19 protein-coding genes are annotated in these 16,386 nt (G+C 70.2%); 8 read left to right on the forward strand and 11 right to left on the reverse strand.

Annotation, left to right across the window (positions count from 1 at the left end; translation table 11 throughout):
- Nucleotides 1–64 precede the first annotated feature (64 nt).
- The 5 genes from AMYBE_RS0137515 to AMYBE_RS0137535 all read right to left on the reverse strand — a co-directional run bounded on the left by AMYBE_RS0137515 (nt 65) and on the right by AMYBE_RS0137535 (nt 4,166).
- Entirely contained in the window at nt 65–754 is a 690-nt protein-coding gene (locus AMYBE_RS0137515; protein WP_020664544.1) for a 4'-phosphopantetheinyl transferase family protein, read from the reverse strand.
- 125 nt (nt 755–879) lie between these two features.
- Complete coding sequence (locus AMYBE_RS0137520) at nt 880–1,200, reverse strand: hypothetical protein (RefSeq protein WP_027928427.1); 321 nt, start codon at nt 1,198–1,200, stop codon at nt 880–882.
- A 46-nt stretch (nt 1,201–1,246) separates the two neighbouring features.
- Nucleotides 1,247–1,894, reverse strand: a complete 648-nt coding sequence (locus AMYBE_RS0137525; protein ID WP_020664546.1) for a TetR/AcrR family transcriptional regulator — start codon at nt 1,892–1,894, stop codon at nt 1,247–1,249.
- Nucleotides 1,891–3,426 carry an ATP-dependent acyl-CoA ligase gene (locus tag AMYBE_RS0137530; protein ID WP_020664547.1) on the reverse strand — a complete coding sequence of 512 codons (1,536 nt, stop codon included), beginning with the start codon at nt 3,424–3,426 and terminating at the stop codon, nt 1,891–1,893. Before AMYBE_RS0137530 ends, AMYBE_RS0137525 begins: the two co-directional genes overlap by 4 nt.
- On the reverse strand, nt 3,423–4,166 hold the full coding sequence (locus AMYBE_RS0137535) for an enoyl-CoA hydratase/isomerase family protein (RefSeq protein ID WP_020664548.1): 744 nt from the start codon (nt 4,164–4,166) through the stop codon (nt 3,423–3,425). The genes AMYBE_RS0137530 and AMYBE_RS0137535 overlap by 4 nt, the downstream gene beginning before the upstream one ends.
- 47 nt (nt 4,167–4,213) lie before the next feature.
- Between AMYBE_RS0137535 and AMYBE_RS0137540 the strand changes: the two genes are divergently transcribed.
- Complete coding sequence (locus AMYBE_RS0137540; RefSeq protein ID WP_020664549.1) at nt 4,214–5,803, forward strand: amidohydrolase; 1,590 nt, start codon at nt 4,214–4,216, stop codon at nt 5,801–5,803.
- A gap of 104 nt (nt 5,804–5,907) precedes the next feature.
- On the opposite strand, the gene AMYBE_RS46510 is transcribed toward AMYBE_RS0137540, so the two are convergent.
- Nucleotides 5,908–6,222, reverse strand: coding sequence for a hypothetical protein (locus AMYBE_RS46510; protein WP_020664550.1), 315 nt, complete (start codon nt 6,220–6,222; stop codon nt 5,908–5,910).
- Between the two features lie 53 nt (nt 6,223–6,275).
- On the opposite strand from AMYBE_RS46510, the gene AMYBE_RS0137550 reads away from it, so the two are divergent.
- From AMYBE_RS0137550 to AMYBE_RS0137575, 6 genes are all read left to right on the forward strand, one after another.
- Nucleotides 6,276–6,716, forward strand: coding sequence for a GNAT family N-acetyltransferase (locus AMYBE_RS0137550; RefSeq protein WP_020664551.1), 441 nt, complete (start codon nt 6,276–6,278; stop codon nt 6,714–6,716).
- A gap of 202 nt (nt 6,717–6,918) precedes the next feature.
- Nucleotides 6,919–7,602, forward strand: coding sequence for a metal-dependent transcriptional regulator (locus tag AMYBE_RS0137555; protein ID WP_020664552.1), 684 nt, complete (start codon nt 6,919–6,921; stop codon nt 7,600–7,602).
- 80 nt (nt 7,603–7,682) lie between these two features.
- Nucleotides 7,683–8,501, forward strand: a complete 819-nt coding sequence (locus tag AMYBE_RS0137560; RefSeq protein ID WP_020664553.1) for an LLM class flavin-dependent oxidoreductase — start codon at nt 7,683–7,685, stop codon at nt 8,499–8,501.
- Nucleotides 8,502–8,573: 72 nt separating this feature from the next.
- Nucleotides 8,574–8,924: a helix-turn-helix domain-containing protein gene (locus tag AMYBE_RS0137565; protein WP_020664554.1), complete on the forward strand. Its 351-nt coding sequence runs from the start codon at nt 8,574–8,576 to the stop codon at nt 8,922–8,924.
- A gap of 328 nt (nt 8,925–9,252) precedes the next feature.
- Nucleotides 9,253–10,308, forward strand: a complete 1,056-nt coding sequence (locus tag AMYBE_RS0137570; protein WP_020664555.1) for an alcohol dehydrogenase catalytic domain-containing protein — start codon at nt 9,253–9,255, stop codon at nt 10,306–10,308.
- A 175-nt stretch (nt 10,309–10,483) separates the two neighbouring features.
- On the forward strand, nt 10,484–11,110 hold the full coding sequence (locus AMYBE_RS0137575) for an alpha-ketoglutarate-dependent dioxygenase AlkB family protein (RefSeq protein WP_027928428.1): 627 nt from the start codon (nt 10,484–10,486) through the stop codon (nt 11,108–11,110).
- Here the strand turns inward: AMYBE_RS0137575 and AMYBE_RS0137580 are convergent.
- From AMYBE_RS0137580 to AMYBE_RS0137600, 5 genes are read right to left on the reverse strand one after another with little or no spacing between them, the layout of a single operon-like run.
- A complete protein-coding gene (locus AMYBE_RS0137580) occupies nt 11,085–11,954 on the reverse strand; it encodes a 5-oxoprolinase subunit C family protein (RefSeq protein ID WP_020664557.1) in 870 nt (289 codons plus the stop codon). The genes AMYBE_RS0137575 and AMYBE_RS0137580 overlap by 26 nt on opposite strands.
- Nucleotides 11,951–12,556, reverse strand: coding sequence for a 5-oxoprolinase subunit B family protein (locus AMYBE_RS0137585; RefSeq protein ID WP_020664558.1), 606 nt, complete (start codon nt 12,554–12,556; stop codon nt 11,951–11,953). The genes AMYBE_RS0137580 and AMYBE_RS0137585 overlap by 4 nt, the downstream gene beginning before the upstream one ends.
- Nucleotides 12,553–13,302, reverse strand: coding sequence for a LamB/YcsF family protein (locus AMYBE_RS0137590; protein ID WP_020664559.1), 750 nt, complete (start codon nt 13,300–13,302; stop codon nt 12,553–12,555). The genes AMYBE_RS0137585 and AMYBE_RS0137590 overlap by 4 nt, the downstream gene beginning before the upstream one ends.
- A gap of 1 nt (nt 13,303) precedes the next feature.
- Complete coding sequence (locus AMYBE_RS0137595; RefSeq protein WP_020664560.1) at nt 13,304–14,098, reverse strand: putative hydro-lyase; 795 nt, start codon at nt 14,096–14,098, stop codon at nt 13,304–13,306.
- Complete coding sequence (locus AMYBE_RS0137600; protein ID WP_020664561.1) at nt 14,095–15,351, reverse strand: MFS transporter; 1,257 nt, start codon at nt 15,349–15,351, stop codon at nt 14,095–14,097. Before AMYBE_RS0137600 ends, AMYBE_RS0137595 begins: the two co-directional genes overlap by 4 nt.
- A 150-nt stretch (nt 15,352–15,501) precedes the next feature.
- On the opposite strand from AMYBE_RS0137600, the gene AMYBE_RS0137605 reads away from it, so the two are divergent.
- Nucleotides 15,502–16,191, forward strand: coding sequence for a GntR family transcriptional regulator (locus AMYBE_RS0137605; protein ID WP_020664562.1), 690 nt, complete (start codon nt 15,502–15,504; stop codon nt 16,189–16,191).
- Nucleotides 16,192–16,386 lie beyond the last annotated feature (195 nt).

The raw sequence follows: 16,386 nt of genomic DNA on the forward strand, positions 1-16,386 counted from the left end.
AGGGAACATTGAGGGAATCAGATTCCCTCAATGTTCCCTTCACGGACTCGCTGGAGCGGTGGGGCTAGGGCAGCCAGTGCTCCTCGGTGACGCTGAGGGGCTCCGCGGTCAGCGCCGCCACCGCCGCCCGGTGCCCGTCGGCCGCCTTGAGGTCGGCGAGCCGGGTGCGTGCCGGATCGAGTGCTTCGTCGCTGGAGGAGACCAGCTCGGCAGGGGCGTCGTAGCGGGAGAACGTGATGCTCCGCAGCGGGATCTTCAGGCCCTTGCCGGTGGCCTTCATCACCGCTTCCTTGCGCGTCCAGTAGATGAAGAACGCAGCCGAGCGCGCCTCGTCGGACAGGCCCGCGACGGCCTCCCGCTCGGCCGGGCTGAGCGCGTAGTCGACGAGCGAGGCGTCCGCGTTGCGGTTCGCGGTTTCGACGTCCAGGCCCACTGGCACGCCCTCGGCCACCGCGAGGCCGATCAGGTTCCCCGAATGCGAGATGGACAGCACCAGGTCCGAGTCCGGCACGCGCGGCCGGCCGTGCGGCTTGCCGCAGTCCTCGCAGGTCGCGTCCAGGCGCACGGATTCGACCGGACGGCCGAGCCGTTCCGCGACGAGCGTCTTGGCCAGCATGCGGCCGGTCAGGAACCGCCGCTGGTCGATTTCCAGCCGGTACGCGTCGTAGCGGCCGCGTTCCAGCTCGTCCAGCAGCTCCAGGTAGCGGTCCAGCGCGGGCAGCGGCTCGGACCAGCGCACCACGATCTCGGTCACAGACACCCCTTCTCGTCCGCCTCCGATCTTGCCGGGACGGGGCGCGGTTTGTCATGCGACGGCGCCGAAACGCGGCGAAGGCCCCCTCGGCGTGGCGAGAGGGCCTTCGCGGCGGAATGACGAGACTACTTGCTGTTGCGCATGGCGATCGGCACGCCGGCGAGATCCTCTTCGTTGCAGAGCACCTTGACGTCGTAATAAGGCGATCCCTGGCGCTCGTCGTAGTCGAGGTGGATCGCGAGCACGTCGAGCGGTTCGCCGAGCCACTCCTGCGCCTGACGTAGCCACGAGGCACATCGTTCCAGCGCGGAAGGCAGGTCGTCGTCGCGGAATTCGACCGGCCGATACGGCACGTCCTGGACCTGATCGCGGGGGTGGGAGGGTGCGGGCAGGCCAGGCGAGAGACCCGAGTCGTCCAGTTCGAGTTGGATCGTTTGCTCACTCACCCTTCGAGCGTCCCCCACGTTCGCCGTCTGGGCAAGGCGTACGGCGCTAAAAGCCCTCCTTGACCGGCAGGTCCCACACTTGGGCGACCACTTCGAGGCAGTTCCGGAGATCCCCGGTACGCACCGCCACCGGGTGCCCGAGCGCCCTTAACGCCAGTTCGGCATAGTGCGTGGCCAGGTCTTCGAGCCGCATCGGACCGTGCGGCGAATACCAGCGGGCCACTCCGCTGCACATTTCCAGCAATGCGAGCCGGGTCACGCTCGGTTGTGCGGTGTGGAACACGTTCGCCGCGACGCCGTCGCCGATCGCCCGCGCCCAGCAGCGCTCGTATTCGTCCCGCAGCGCGACGACCCGGGCGCGTGCCGGTGCCGACAGTGCGTCGACTTCGTTGTCCACCACGCGGGTTTCGCCTGGCTGCGCGGCGTGCGCGAGGACGTGCAGCGCGACCAGCGTGCGCACCCGGACTACCGGGTCCTCGCTGTCCGCGGTGGCCTGCGCGGCGGCGTCGATCAGCCGGCGCAGCGAGGCAGTCATGATTTCGACAAGAAGATCTTCTTTGGTGCCCATGTAGTGATACAGCGTGGCCGAAGAAAGCTCGGCCTCCTGGGCGAGATCCCGAATGCCTGTGCCGTGGAAACCCTTGGTGGCGAACAGTTTCACCGCGGCCGCGCGGACCCGCTCGGCGCTGCTCACTGCCACTGTCCAGTGCTGCGGTCCCAGGATCCGCCGCGGAGGTCGGCGACCTTGCGCAGCTCGCCCTTGGCGACGCGTTCGGACGGGGTGCGCGGCAGATCGTCGGCGAACGTCCAGAACCTCGGCACCTTGAAATAGGCCAGCTGCTGGGCGCAGAACTCCGCCAGCTCCTGCGGTGCCGGTCGCTCGCCGGCACACACGACGTACGCCTTCACCTCCTCGCCGCGCAGCTCGTCCGGCACCGCGAGCACGGCGGCGAGCTGCACCGCCGGGTGCTGCAGCAGCGCCCGCTCCACCTCGTCGGCCGAGATGTTCTCGCCGCTGCGACGGATCATGTCCTTCGTGCGGCCGAGGTAGTAGACGCGGCCCTCGGCGTCCATCCGGGCGAGGTCGCCGGTGTGGAACCAGCCGCCGGCGAAGGCGCGGGCGGTCGCTTCCGGGTCGTCGTGGTAGCCGTGCATCAGGCCGATGCCACGGATCAGCAGCTCGCCGGTTTCTCCGCGCGGCAACGGTTTCCCGTCCTCGCCGGCGATCATCACCTCTCGGTCGCGAGACGGCCGTCCGATGCAGCCGGTGCCCACCGCGGCGTCGTGGTCGGCCGCGGAAACCCGGATGTCGCCGCCGGTCTCGGTCATCCCGAACGCCTCGTGCCACGGCACGCCCCAGCGCTGCTCCAGCTGGGCGTGCAGGTCCGGCGGGATGGCCGACGCGCTGATCGCCCGGACGCGGTGATCGCGGTCGCGCGGGTGCGGCGGCTGGCGCAGCAGCAGCGTGGGCATCAGGCCCAGGCAGTAGAACCAGGTGACCTGGTGCTCGCGGACCTTCTCCCAGAACGTCGACGGGTGGAACCGGTCGAGCACCACCAGCGTGGCCCCGGCGGCCAGTGCGAGCGCCACGTTCCACTGTGGATCGATGTAGTGGAACGGTTGCGCGGTAAGCAGGATGTCGTCCTCGCCGACCGAGGGAAAGTCGGCGGCCAGTCCGATCGCCAGGGTGGTCCAGTACCGGTGCGGCAGCACGCAGCCCTTCGGCGCGCCGGTGGTGCCGGACGTGTATTGGATGTTCACGGGTTGCTCGGCGACCACCGTTTCCGGTTCGCAGCACGTTTCGGACTGCAGCGCGTCCGGCGTGAGGACGCGTTCCACCGACGTTTCCGGCGCGATTTTCTCCAGTAGCTCCACGAACTCTTCGGCGGCTACCGCGAGCCGCGCGCCGGAGTGGCGCAGGACGTGCGCGCCGTCGAATTCCCGGTAATTGACGTTCACCGGGACCAGCACCGCGCCGAGTTTGGCGAGCGCGAGCCACAACAGCGGGAACTCCGGATCGTTGCGAAGCATGACCGCGACCCGGTCGCCTGCCTGAACGCCCTGATCGCGCAGGGCTTGGGCGAGGCGCCCGGTGCGCTCGTCGACGTCGGCGAAGGTGAACCGGGCATTCGTGCTGTCGAACACCCACGCGGTGCGCTCCGGCCACAGCTGCGCGGCGCGGGCGACCAGTCCGACCAGCGTGTCGACGTTCTGCAGTGGGGTCACGCCCGGCTCCGGAAGGCTTCGGTGGACTCGCGGACGGCGGCCGAGTGTTCGGTGATCAGGGCGTGCGTGACCTCGAGCTCCAGCGCCGAATCGAGGGCGTGGTCGATTCCGGTGTCCAGCGCGCGCTTCGCGAGCGCGGCGGCCTCCGGCGGATGGTGCGCGATCTTCTCCGCCCAGCCGAGCGCGAGCGGCATCAGCTCGTCCGCCGGGACGGCCGCGTTGACCAGGCCGAGGTCGTGCGCGCGGCGGCCGTCGAACCGGTCGCCGAGCAGCAGGAGTTCCTTGGCTTTCAGCGGCCCGACCAGCAGCGGGAGCAACCGGGACGCGGCACCGGTGACGCTCAGCCCGAGCGATACCTCCGGGAACGCGAACACCGCGTCCTCGGCGGCGAGCACCAGGTCGCAGCCCAGCGCGAACTCCGCGCCCGCACCGATCGCGTACCCGTGCACCGCGGCGATCACCGGCTGGCGGAGCGCGCGCAGCTTGCGTGTGACGTCCTGGAGCCGCTCGAGCCTCGCCCGTGAGTCCCCCGCCGGGGTGGGTTCCTTGAGGTCGTGCCCGGCGCAGAACGCGCGGCCGTTGCCGGCGAGCAGCACGACGCGGGCGTCGCTTCCGGCGACTTGGTCGAGCGCGGTCAGGAAGTCGTCCACCAGCACGGGCGCGACGGCGTTGAGCCGCTCAGGACGGTTCAGCCGGATCTGCGCGATGCCGCCTTCGACGGCCAGGTCAACGGTGCTCATACCGGAGAGCCTAGACGTTCGATCGATCGATCGATAGTGTCGGCGGCATGCAGGTGGACGCGGTGTACGAGAACGCCAGGCTGGTCACCGGCGAGTCGGCGCTGGCAGTGCTGCACGGCCGGATCGTGGCGCTCGGCGACGACGCCCGCGAACTGTCCGCCCGCCGGCGGGTGGACCTCGGCGGCGGGTACGTCGCGCCCGGGTTCCACGACGCGCACAACCACATGGCCTGGTTCGGCATGGGCCTGGACGACGTGCCGCTGAGCGACTGCCGGACCGTCGACGAGGTGTACGACGCGGTGGCCCGGCGCGCGGCGGAACTGCCTGCGGGCAGCTGGGTGGTCGGCAGCGGCTACGACCAGAACAAACTGGCCGGCGGACAGCACCCGGACCGGTCCGGGCTGGATCGGGCGGCCCCCGGGATGCTGGTGCGGCTCAAACACACGTCGGGGCACATGACGGTGGTCAACTCCGCCGTGCTGGAGCAGCTCGACCTGGCGCATGTTCCGGTCGGCGGGGACGTGGTCCTCTCGTCCGACGGTTCGCCCACCGGCCTGCTTCGCGAACAAGCGCAGTTGTTGCTGCGGCCGTTGACCTACCCGACGCCGGTCGAGTCGGTGGTCCGGGGCCTGGGCAGGGCAAGCGAGCGGTACCTGTCCGAAGGCATCACGAGCGTTCAGGAAGCCGGCATCGGCGGCGGATTGGTCGGCGAGACGCCGGCTGAGCTGGCCGCGTACCAGCTGGCCCGAGCCCGTGGCGTGCTCTGGGTGCGCAGCACGGTGATGGTCGCCGCGAGCGTGCTGCACGACATGCCCGACGGCGCCGGTTTCGGCCTGGACCTGGGCCTGCGCACCGGCCTGGGCGACGAGTGGCTGCGCGTCGGCCCGATGAAGCTCTTCGCCGACGGTTCGCTGGTCGGCCGCACCTGTGCGATGCACGAGCCCTTCGACGGCGAGCCGGACAACCGGGGCTACTTCCAGGTGCCCGAAGACGAGATCGCGAGCACGATTCGCAAGGCACACGACGCCGGCTGGCAAATCGCGACGCACGCCATCGGCGACCGGGCCGTCACAGTCGTCCTGGACGCCTACGAAGCCGCACTCGCGGCCACCCCGAGGGCCGACCACCGGCACCGTATCGAGCACTGCGCGGTGGTTCCGCCGGCGGAACTGACGCGACTTGCCTCGCTGGGCCTGATCGCGTCCCCGCAGGGCCGCTTCGTCAACGAGCTGGGCGACGGGATGCGCGCGGCATTGGGCGAGGGCCGCGTGCCGTGGTGCTACCGGCTCCGCAGCGTGCTGGACGCTGGCTGCGTTCTGCCTGCCAGCTCAGACCGCCCGGTAGTCGACGGTGCGCCTTTGCTCGGAATCGCGGACATGGTGCATCGCCGGACCTCCACTGGAGCGCCGTTCTCCGTGGAGGAGGCGTTGACACCGGCCGAAGCGTTGCGCGCGTACACCTACGGCTCGGCCTACGCGACCTTCGCGGAGGACTACCTCGGCACCCTGGAGGCCGGGAAGCTCGCGGACTTCGTGGTGTTGTCCGCGGACCCGCTGTCGCAGGAGGTGCTGTCCTCGGTGGAGGACGTGCGCGTGCTGGGCACCGCGGTCGGCGGCGAACTCCGGTACGAGGCTTGACCAGCGTGGCTGTTCAGGAGCGGGAGACGGCTCCTTCCCGGCGCACCGGGGGAACGGCGGAGGGCAGCGGGGGCGGGCATAGCGGCGGTCCGGGCTGGTGCGCTTCATTCACCCACGAATGCCATCGCCTCCCGGGCCAGTGCGCTCCACTCCACCGGTGCCTCCGGATCCATCGAAAACCACTCCTTCATCGGAATCCCTTTGTTCGCGTCGAAGCGCACCCCGTGGCGGTCCGCGACCAGTTCGTCCACCCGGGCTCTGGGCAACTTGACCACGAGCCTGCCGCGGACGAGCATCGCGAAAATCCGCCCGTGCACTTTCAGCGCATGGGAGCCGAAGCCGCGGCCGAGCCGGGGCGGAGTGACGCCCGGGCAGTGCTGCAGCTCGTCGACCAGGTCTTCGAACCGCTCTTCGATCATTCCCGCACCGTAACCGTCACCACCGACAAGAACCGACGAGAAAGGGGCGCCCGATGCCCGTCCGCGACGCCGTCTTCGAAGATGTCGAGGAGATTTGCACCCTCATCGAGGAACACGCGGTCTACGAGGACAAACACGACCTCAAGCTCGACCGCGCCGAAATGAGCGGCCACCTGTTCGGTCCGGAACCGAAGGCCTGGGTGCTGATCTGCACGCCGCCGGAACGTCCGGACCTCGTCGCCGGATTCGCGTTCTGCAGCTGGAATTTCTCCACCTGGGAGGGGCGGCCGGGGATCTGGCTGGACGACCTGTTCGTCCGCCCGGAACACCGCCGGTACGGCCTCGGCAGCGAATTGCTCGACGAACTCCGGACCCGCACCACCGGACGCGTGGAGTGGGACATGCAGGCCGGGAACGCCAAGGCGGAGGCGTTCTACGCCCAGCTCGGCGCGGAGCCGGTGCCCGGCTGGGTCCGCTACCGCTGGCGGCCGTGAGCCGACCGGACCGGCGATCGCGCTCGGTGCGCAAGTCCGCGAAGGGGCCCTTCACGGAATCTGATTCCCTCAAGGGGTCCTTCACGGACAGCTTGAAGGGTCCCGCCAGCCGGTCCACCGGGCGGATCCAGCCCCGACCGGGGCAACCACGCCGGGCCCGACCGGGCAACCAGCGCGGGGCGGGCCCCGTATCGTATGCGGCATGGGAGATGGTTCCGTCCGGAGGTCGTCGTCGGTCGAGGACTACGTGCGGGTGATCTACGGACTGGTCGAGCGGGGCGAGGCGGTCACCAACGCGTCGCTGGCCGGCCGGCTGGAGGTGAGCCCGTCGTCGGCGTCGGGCATGGTCACGAAGCTTTCGCAGCTCGGACTGGTCGCGCACGTGCCGTATCGGGGCATCGAACTGACCGCCGACGGACGGCTGCTGGCGCGGTCGGTGCTGCGCAGGCACCGGCTGATCGAGACGTACCTGGTCTCCGAGCTCGGTTACACCTGGGACGAGGTCCACGCCGAGGCCGACGCTCTCGAACACGCGGTGTCGGACCGGCTTGTCGACCGGATCGCCGCGAAGCTCGGCAACCCGGTGCGCGACCCGCACGGCGACCCCATTCCGGCGGCCGACGGCAGCGTCGAGGAGCTGCCGGTGCGCATCCTCGACGACCTGCCGCCCGGCGCGGTCGGCGAGATCGTCCGGGTCTGGGACACCGACCCGGACCTGCTGCGATACCTGACCGAGCACGCGATCAACCTCGGCGAGCGGATCGAGGTGGTCGAGCGGCAGCCGTTCGGCGGGCCGATGGTGGTCAAGGTCGGCCAGCCGCCGGACGCGGCCACGCACGCCATCGGCAAGGAGATCGCGCAGGCGTTGTCGGTCACGCTGCGCTGAGGCGTGCGCTCCCGGGCGTACGGGCGAGTGTCGCCGCCAGCCGGATGTGCCGGGCCGGTGGTGCGCCGACCATAATCGGCATGACTACCGCCAAGCCGCTTCGCTTCGGAATCGTCGCAGGTTTCGCCCCCAGCCTGACTGCCTGGACCGCGCAGGCCCGCCGCATCGAGGAACTCGGGCTCGACACGATGTTCGCGACCGACCCGGTCGCCGGACTCGATCCGCTGACGCTCGTCCCGGCCGCCGCGGCGGTCACCGACCGGTTGACGGTCGGCACGTTCGTGCTCGCCGACCCGTTCCGCGACGCCCGGCACCTTGCGTGGCAAGCCGATTCACTGCATCAAGCGACCGGCGGTCGCTTCCTGCTCGGACTGGGCGTCGGGCATCCCGGGGCCGGAAAGCACGCGGGGACGCTCGGCCGGGAGTTCGCCAAGCCGGGGGAGCGCATCGCCCGGCTGTCGGACACGCTCGAGGTGCTCGCCGAACGCCCGGACCGGCCGCGGCTGATGCTCGCCGGATCCGGGCCGAAGATGGTCGAGCTCGCCGCGCGGAAAGCCGACGTCGTGACGTTTTCCTGGGGGCCGCGCACCACCGAAGAACAGGCTGACTCCATTGTGGACACTTTCCGGTCGTTCGCGGGGGCCCGGGAGATCGAAACCGCGGTGAACTTGACGGCGATCGGGGACCAGCCTTCGCCGCAGCTGGCGCGCTACGCCGGGGTGGACGTGCCGCAGCTCGTCGCGGAAAAAGCGGTAACGGTACTGCCGGAAAACCCTGAGGCCGCCGGGGAAACGCTTCTCCGCTGGCGGCAGCGGTGGGGAATTTCCTGTGTCACGGTCAATTCCGGCTATGCCGAACAGCTCGCCGCGATTGCCCGGGCATTGCCCGCACAAGGGTGATGGCTCTTCCGATCAAGCAATTTCCGGCCTACGCTCCGAGTTTTCCAAGCGACATGGTTCGGAGCGTGTGCGATGACCGGTCAGCAAACGCGGACGATGGACCGGGGGAACACCACGGGAAGCGACCTCGGGCAACTGCTTGAAACCGGCCCGTTCGCCGAAGCGCTGCGCGCGGCGATCCGGGCCCGCGGGCTCGGATTGGAACGGATCAGGTACCGCCTGCACGGCAAAGGCGCGACAGTCAGCCTTGCGACGCTGAGCCACTGGCAATCCGGGCGCTGCCGTCCAGAACGCGCGGAATCGTTGCGGGCGTTGAAGAACCTCGAGGAAGTGCTGGGCGTGCCGGACGGTTCGCTGCGCCGCCTGCTCGGCCCGCCGCGCCCGCGCGGCCCGTACCACCAGCCGGGCCAGCCGCTCCCCTGAGCGCGCCCGGCCGCGGCGGACGGCAGGCGCGCCGGCGAATCCCGACGCCGGCGGGTCGCCGTCCGCCGCGTCCTTGTCTCGGCTGCCGAGTCTCGGCTGCCGAGGAGCAGGCGGGCGCGGTGCTCGGACGCGGACTGGCGCTCGGACTGGTGTTCGGCTCAACCGGATTGTCCACAACTGGCACTCGGTGTGGACAACTCGGTTCCGCGGCGGTTTTCGTCGGCTCGCGCGGATAGGCTGGAGAAGGGTCGCCCCCTGGGAGGGCGGGGGTGCGTGCGGGGTGTGCCGGGTGCCGTTGCGCAGGCGGTTGGCTTCTACGATCGGTCGCATGCGTGCGGTCGTGATCGAGAAGTTCGGCGTCCTCCCCACCGTGCAGCAGGTGCCGGATCCGGTCCCGTCGGAGGGCGGGGTCGTCATCGCGGTCGAGGCGACCGGGGTGTGTCGCAGCGATTGGCATACCTGGCAGGGGCACGACGAGGCAGTACGGCTTCCGCAGGTGGCCGGGCACGAGCTTGCCGGGCGGATCGTCCAGGTCGGGTCGGGAGTGACCGGCTGGCCGGTCGGGACGCGGGTGACCGTGCCGTTCGTGTGTGCGTGCGGGGTGTGCGCCCAGTGCGCCAAGGGCGACCAGCAGATCTGCGACGACGAATTCCAACCGGGTGCGACGCACTGGGGGTCGTTCGCCGAACTGGTCGCGATCGAGCATGCGCAGGCGAACCTCGTCGCGTTGCCGGATTCGATGTCTTCGGCGGAGGCTGCAGCGTTGGGGTGCCGGTTCGGGACGGCGTTTCGGGCGGTGTTGCGGCAGGGCGGAGTGCGCGCCGGCCAATGGGTGTCGGTGTACGGCTGCGGCGGCGTCGGGATCTCGGCAGTGCTGCTGGCCGCCGCGGCGGGGGCGAAGGTCGTCGCCGTCGACGTGTCGGCTCCGGCGCGGGAGCTGGCGGAGCGGTCGGGAGCGGTGTTCAGTGTCGACGCGGGGCAGTTCGACAGTCCCGAGGCGCTGGCGGCGTACGTCCGCGAGCGTACGGACGGCGGCACGCACGTGTCGCTCGACTGCCTCGGTTCGCCGGTCACCTGCGCGGCCTCGGTGGACAGCCTGCGCAAGCGCGGTCGGCACGTGCAGGCCGGGCTGATGCCGCCCAGTCAGGGGGTGCCGCCGATTCCGATGCATCGCGTGGTCGGCAGGGAGCTGGAAATCGTCGGGATCCACGGCCTTCAGGCGCATGAGTATCCGGAGCTGCTCGGCGTGGTCGAATGGTCCGGGATCGACCTTGCCGGGTTGATCGGCGCGCGGATCGGGCTGGACGAGGTGCCGGACGCACTCGCGCGGATGAGTGATCCGGTACCGGCGCGGGCGGGCGTGACGGTGGTGGAATTCCCGTGACGCCAGGTTGCTCTCGCAACTACCTTAAGTCACGAGTCCTAGTTGTAGCTGAGCAAGCTCTGGCGGCAGCCGCCTCGGTGTGGAAGTGTCCGAAGCCTGGCGGCAAGTGGCGAGGGGAGCCCGCCGCAGGAGTGCCTGTTCGGGTGGCTCCTGCGGCCGCTCGCCAGCTGGTTCGATGATGGAACTGCTTCCCAGGCCGCGGCGGGAAATCAGCCCGGGTGCGGTGCACCTGCCGGAGTGGCTCGGCCGACAAGAACAACTCGACTTGATCGCGGCCTGTCGCGGCTGGCGCGGCTACCGCTCGACGAAGCTGCCCGGCGGCGGCGTGATGTCGGTGCGCACGGTCTGCCTTGGTTGGCAGTGGCTGCCCTACTGCTATTCCCGCACCCGCGAGGACGGCTCGCCGGTCGAACCGTTCCCGCACTGGCTGGCGGAGCTCGGCCGGCGCGCGCTCGCCGACGCGTACGAGCGGCCCGCCGAGGACTACCGGCCGGACGTCGCGCTCGTCAACTACTACGACGCCGCCGCGAAAATGGGGATGCACCAGGACAAAGACGAGAATTCGACCGAGCCGGTCGTCTCGCTCAGCCTCGGCGACGCCTGCGTCTTCCGCTTCGGCAACACCGAAAACCGCAACCGGCCCTACACCGACGTGGAGCTCCGCTCCGGCGACCTGTTCGTCTTCGGCGGCCCGGCCCGGCTGGCCTATCACGGGGTGCCGAAAACCCTCCCCGGCACGGCGGATCCGGATCTTGGCCTGACCGGACGGCTCAACCTCACGCTGCGCGTCTCGGGCAGGTGAACCGCACCTGCTGGCCGGGCCGGAGCTGCGCGGCCAGGTCCAGATCGGCCTCGTCCACGACCGCGGCGACCGGATAGCCGCCGGTGACCGGGTGGTCGGCCAGGAACAGGATCGGCACCCCGGAGGGGGGCACTTGCAGTGCACCGGGGACGGCGGCTTCCGGCGCCAGCTCGCCGCTGCGGGCGCGGGTCAACGGCGGACCGTCCAGTCGTACGCCGATCCGGTCCAGGTCGCTCGTCACGGTGTAGCCGCCGGTGCACAAAGTGGACAGCGCGGACTCGGTGAACCAGTCCAGTCGCGGGCCGGGTTCCAGGCGCAGCACGGGTTCGGCCGGCAGCGGCGGCACCGGGGCGACATCGACCCGCGGCGAATGCTCCACAGTGGACCCGATCGGCAGCGACATCCCGGCCGCCAGGACGGGAGGGCCCAGCTTGCCCAGCGTGTCGGTGGCTCGGGCGCCCAGCACCGGCGAGACGTCCACGCCGCCGCGGAGCGCGACGTAGCCGCGCAGGCCGATCTCGGCGATGCCCAGCTCCAGCTCGTCGCCGGGACGCAGGATGATCGGCGCGTTGGTCGCCGCCGGGCGGCCGCCGGCGCGGACCGGGACCGAGGCGCCGGTGACCGCGACGACGGTGAGTTCGGAGACCCGCAGTCGCAGGCCGCCGAGGGTGATCTCAAGCGCGGCATGGGTTTCCGGGTTGCCGACGAGCCGGTTGGCCAGCTTCAGCGAGCCCCGGTCGGCCGCACCGGACCGGCCGACGCCGACCGCCGCGTACCCCGGCCGCCCCAGGTCCTGCACGGTCGCGAACGGGCCGGTCGCGAGGATTTCCGCTTTGCCGGTCATCGGACCGCCTCGAATCGCACGCGCGTGCCCGGGACCAGCAAGTTCGGCTGCGCGCGTTCGACGTCCCACACCGTGGTGGCGCAGTGGCCGAGCAGATGCCAGCCGCCGGGTGACGGATGCGGGTAGACGGCGCTGTACTCGCCGGCGATCGCGACCGCGCCGGCCGGCACCCGGGTGCGCGGGGTGCTGCGGCGCGGCAGGTGCAGGACTGGATCGAGGCCGGTCAGGTAGGCGAAACCGGGAGCGAAACCGCAGAACGCCGCGACGTAGACGGCCGACGAATGCCGGTGGATTACCGCGGAGACGGACAAGCCGGTGGCCTCGGCGACCTCGGAAAGGTCGGCTCCGTCGTAGCGGACCGGCAGGGTGACGGTTGCCGCCGAACCAGCAGGAATCTCCACCGGGGACAGTGTTGCCAGCAAAGCGGACAGGGCGGAGGCGTCGGTACGGGCCGGATCGAAACGGACCAGCAGGGTGCGAGCGGCGGGAACGAGTTCGACAACGCCCTCGGGCTGAGCGGCTTCGCAGGCCGCCTGGAACCCGAGCACGTCATCGACCTCCACCAGCAACGCGGAACGCCCGTAGCGCAAGATAGTGCTCACACGAACGGCCTCAACTTCACGCCGGACTCCGTGAGGGAGTCCCGAATCCGCCGGGCCAGCTCCACCGCGCCCGGGGTATCGCCGTGCACGCACAGAGAATCCGCGCGCAGCGACAGCTTGCCGCCCTCCGCGTCCACCACCTCGCCGGTCGTTGCCATGGTGAGGGCTCGGGCGGCGACGTCGTCAGCGTCGTACAGGACGGCACCAGGCAGCTTGCGCGACACGAGGCGCCCTTCCGGTGTGTACGCGCGGTCGGCGAACGCTTCTGCGTACGCGGGCACGCCCGCGGCCTGAGCCGCGCGCAGCATTTCGGAGTCAGGCGGGCACAGCAGTGCCAGCTCCTCGCGAAAGCGCAGTACGCCTTCCACTAGCGCCGCTGCTTGCTTCGAATCGACACCGGCAGTGTTGTACAGCGCGCCATGCGCCTTCACGTACCGCACCTGACTACCCGCTGCGCGCGCGAAAGCGTCGAGAGCGCCGATTTGGTACAGCACTTCGTCTGCGAGGTCTTCCGGCGCGATATCGAGCGCGCGGCGGCCGAAGCCGGCGAGGTCGCGGTAGCCGACGTGCGCGCCGATGGTGACGCCGCGCTCGGCCGCGCGAACGCACACCCGGCGCATCACGCTCGCCTCGCCGGCGTGAAAGCCGCACGCGATGTTCGCGCTGGTCACGATGTCGAGCATGGCTTCGTCGTCGCCCATCTCCCAGGCGCCGAAGCCCTCTCCGAGGTCGCTGTTGAGGTCCATGTCATCCCACCCGGTAATCGCGGTCGTGCTTGTCCGTCACGAACATGTACCCAGGGGCGTGCGTGATCGCGAACGGAGGCCGCGACGCGATCAGCGCCGCCTGCGGGGTGACGCCGCAGGCCCAGAACACTGGCACGTCTCCCGGCGCGGCGTCGACCGGATCACCGAAATCGGGTCGCGCCAGGTCGGAGATGCCCAGCTCGGCCGGGTCGCCGACGTGGACTGGTGCACCGTGCACGGCGGGCATCGCGCCGGTGATGCGGACCGCGTCCTCGACCCGATCCGCCGGGATCGGCCTCATCGACACCACCATCGGGCCGCTCAGCCGGCCCGCCGGTGCACACTGCCGGTTCGTCACGTACATCGCGACATTGCGGCCTTGCTCCACGTGCCGCAACGGGATGCCCGCGTCGCGCAGCGAGGTCTCGAAGGTGAAGCTGCAGCCGATCGAGAAGGCGACCAGGTCGCTGCGCCACAGCCCGGTGACATCGCTGAGTTCGCTGGTCAGCGCGCCGTTGTGCCAGACGCGATAGCGGGGCAGATCGGTGCGCAGATCCGCTCCGGGCGCGAGCAGCGTGCTCGGATCGCCGGGCGCGCTGACGTCGAGCACCGGGCACGGCTGCGGGTTGCGTCCGCAGAACTCGGCGACGTCGTCCGCCCAGTCCTCGGGCACGGCGATCAGATTGGTTTGCGCGTAACCGTCGGCCCAGCCGGTGGTCGGGCGTTCGGTGCCGGCCCGGAACAGCGCGCGGGCTTCGGCCGGGGTGAGCGTCGCGGGGTCCTGGAAGATCGTCATGACACCAGCTCCCTGCCGCGAGTTTCCGGCAGCCCGAGCAGCGCTGCCGCGGCGATGGCGTAGCCCACCGCGCCGAGCACGATCGCTCCGCCCGCGCCCAGGAAGCCCACCACCGCGGGGAAAGCGGCACCGACCGCGCGGCCGAAGTTGTACGTGAAGCCCTGGCCGGTGGCGCGCAGCTCGGTCGGGTACAGCTCGGCGAGGTAAGCGCCGAACCCGCTGAAGATGGCCGAGGTGGAGAACCCGAGCGGGAAGCTGATCAGCAGCATCAGGCCGTTCGCGCCGTAGGGCAGCTGGACGAACAGCACGATCAGCAGCGCGGAGAGGACCGAGAACAGCAGGAACGTCTTCTTTCGGCCGAGCAGGTCGGTGAGGTAGCCGCCGCAGACATAGCCGATGAACGCGCCCGGGATCAACAGCGCGAAGTAGCCGCCGGTGTTGACGACGGACAGGCCCCGGCTGCTCTGCAGATACTTCGGCATCCAGGTGAACAGCGTGTAGTAGCCGCCCTGGACGCCGGTCGCGAGCAGCGCGGCGAACATCGTGGTGCGCAGCAGGTCCTTGCGGAAAATTCCGGCGAGCGACCCCTTGGTCCTGGCCGAGACGCGGCGTGCGGCGGCTTCCGGCGCGTCCTCGATCCGCTTCCGCACCCACAGCACGAGCAATGCCGGGAGCACCCCGACCCAGAACAGCACGCGCCACGCGATGTCCTGGTCCAGCACACTGAACAGCACCGTGTAGACGATCACCAGCAGGCCCCAGCCCACCGCCCAGGCGCTCTGCACGAACGCGACTGTGCGTCCCCGGTACCGCGCCGAGGAGTACTCCGCGACCAGCGCCGCGCCGACCGCCCACTCGCCGCCGAACCCGAGTCCCTGCAGGCCGCGGAAAATCAGCAGCGTCTCGAAGTTGGGCGCGAACCCGCAGAGCACGGTGAAGATCGTGTACATCGCGATGGTCAGCTGCAGGGTGCGGACCCGGCCGATCCGGTCCGCCAGGACGCCCGCGCCGACGCCGCCGATCGCGGACACCACCAGCGTGACCGTGCTGAGCAGCCCCGCCTCGCCGGAGGTGATGCCGAAGTACACGGTGATCGCGGCCAGGCCGAAGGGCAGGGTTTGGTAGTCGAACGAATCGAGGCCGTAGCCGCCAAAGGCGCCGATGAAGGCACGGCGGCCCTTCTGGCCGAGCGAGCGGTACCAGCCGAACGGGCGGGCCGCGTTCGCTGTGCCGTCGGTGACTTGGACGTTCATGGGGGCACCTCACAAGGGGGATGGACTCATGGTGGCACGGGTCACATGGCCGCTACGGTACTGGATTGTTGAACAATCCCACAAGTCCCTCATTTTATTGTTCTCGGACGGCTGGCTACGCTGGGCGACGTGGTTACCGACGGAGAGCCGATGGGGCTGGAAGCCGATCGCGGCTTGCTGGGGCGCACGAGCACGGCGGAACGAGTCGCCGGCGTGTTGCGCACGCGCATCGCGGAAGGGTTCTTCCTGCCTGGGGTGCGGCTGTCGGAACAGGACATCGGCAGCGCGCTCGGCGTCTCGCGCAACACGCTCCGGGAAGCCTTCCGGCTGTTGACCCACGAGCGGCTGCTGGTGCACGAGCTGAACCGGGGGGTGTTCGTCCGGGTGCCGAGCGTCGAGGACGTGCGCGACATCTACCGGGTTCGCAAGATCATCGAGTGTGCCGCGGTCCGCGAGGTGACCGCGAAGCCCCCGTCGTACGCGAAGGTGGCGGCAACGGTGTCCGATGGCGATCGCGCGGCGAAACAGGCGCAGTGGCAGGACCTCGGCACGGCGAACATCCGGTTCCACGCGGAGCTGGTGGCGCTCACCGGGAGCGAGCGCATCGTCGAGCTGATGCAGGCGCTCACCGCGGAGCTGCGGCTGGTGTTCCACGTGATGGCAGACCCGCGACGGTTTCACGAGCGATACCTGCCGCGTAACCACGAAATCCTGGGCGTGCTCGAAACTGGCGACGGTATGCGTACCGCCGAGCTGCTGGCGGAATACCTCGACGATGCGGAAGCGCAGCTGGTCGAGGCTTACTCGGAGCGTGCACCTGAGCTGACCGGATCGCGCTGAGGCGTTACCGGATTGCCCGGGAAGGCAGCGAGCATGGCCGTTCGGACCCTCTCGTCACTCGAAAGGCGGCACGGCGCGGGTTGCCTGACTACCGTCGGCGTCGGGCCGCGTGAGAGCGTCGCCCCGAGCGCCGGGACCCCCAGCCGACGCGCGGAAGGCGACCGGACGATGGGTTCCCCGTCCGGTGCACGCGGT

Source organism: Amycolatopsis benzoatilytica AK 16/65 (assembly GCF_000383915.1).
Lineage (GTDB): Bacteria > Actinomycetota > Actinomycetes > Mycobacteriales > Pseudonocardiaceae > Amycolatopsis > Amycolatopsis benzoatilytica.

What these genes read in the sequence shown, in the direction of transcription:
- AMYBE_RS0137535 (WP_020664548.1), bottom strand. Translation starts at nt 4,166, where the DNA reads ATGAGCACCGTTGACCTGGCCGTCGAAGGCGGCATCGCGCAGATCCGG.
- AMYBE_RS0137540 (WP_020664549.1), top strand. Translation starts at nt 4,214, where the DNA reads ATGCAGGTGGACGCGGTGTACGAGAACGCCAGGCTGGTCACCGGCGAG.
- AMYBE_RS46510 (WP_020664550.1), bottom strand. Translation starts at nt 6,222, where the DNA reads ATGATCGAAGAGCGGTTCGAAGACCTGGTCGACGAGCTGCAGCACTGC.
- AMYBE_RS0137550 (WP_020664551.1), top strand. Translation starts at nt 6,276, where the DNA reads ATGCCCGTCCGCGACGCCGTCTTCGAAGATGTCGAGGAGATTTGCACC.
- AMYBE_RS0137555 (WP_020664552.1), top strand. Translation starts at nt 6,919, where the DNA reads ATGGGAGATGGTTCCGTCCGGAGGTCGTCGTCGGTCGAGGACTACGTG.
- AMYBE_RS0137560 (WP_020664553.1), top strand. Translation starts at nt 7,683, where the DNA reads ATGACTACCGCCAAGCCGCTTCGCTTCGGAATCGTCGCAGGTTTCGCC.
- AMYBE_RS0137565 (WP_020664554.1), top strand. Translation starts at nt 8,574, where the DNA reads ATGACCGGTCAGCAAACGCGGACGATGGACCGGGGGAACACCACGGGA.
- AMYBE_RS0137570 (WP_020664555.1), top strand. Translation starts at nt 9,253, where the DNA reads ATGCGTGCGGTCGTGATCGAGAAGTTCGGCGTCCTCCCCACCGTGCAG.
- AMYBE_RS0137575 (WP_027928428.1), top strand. Translation starts at nt 10,484, where the DNA reads ATGATGGAACTGCTTCCCAGGCCGCGGCGGGAAATCAGCCCGGGTGCG.
- AMYBE_RS0137580 (WP_020664557.1), bottom strand. Translation starts at nt 11,954, where the DNA reads ATGACCGGCAAAGCGGAAATCCTCGCGACCGGCCCGTTCGCGACCGTG.
- AMYBE_RS0137590 (WP_020664559.1), bottom strand. Translation starts at nt 13,302, where the DNA reads ATGGACCTCAACAGCGACCTCGGAGAGGGCTTCGGCGCCTGGGAGATG.
- AMYBE_RS0137595 (WP_020664560.1), bottom strand. Translation starts at nt 14,098, where the DNA reads ATGACGATCTTCCAGGACCCCGCGACGCTCACCCCGGCCGAAGCCCGC.
- AMYBE_RS0137600 (WP_020664561.1), bottom strand. Translation starts at nt 15,351, where the DNA reads ATGAACGTCCAAGTCACCGACGGCACAGCGAACGCGGCCCGCCCGTTC.
- AMYBE_RS0137605 (WP_020664562.1), top strand. Translation starts at nt 15,502, where the DNA reads ATGGGGCTGGAAGCCGATCGCGGCTTGCTGGGGCGCACGAGCACGGCG.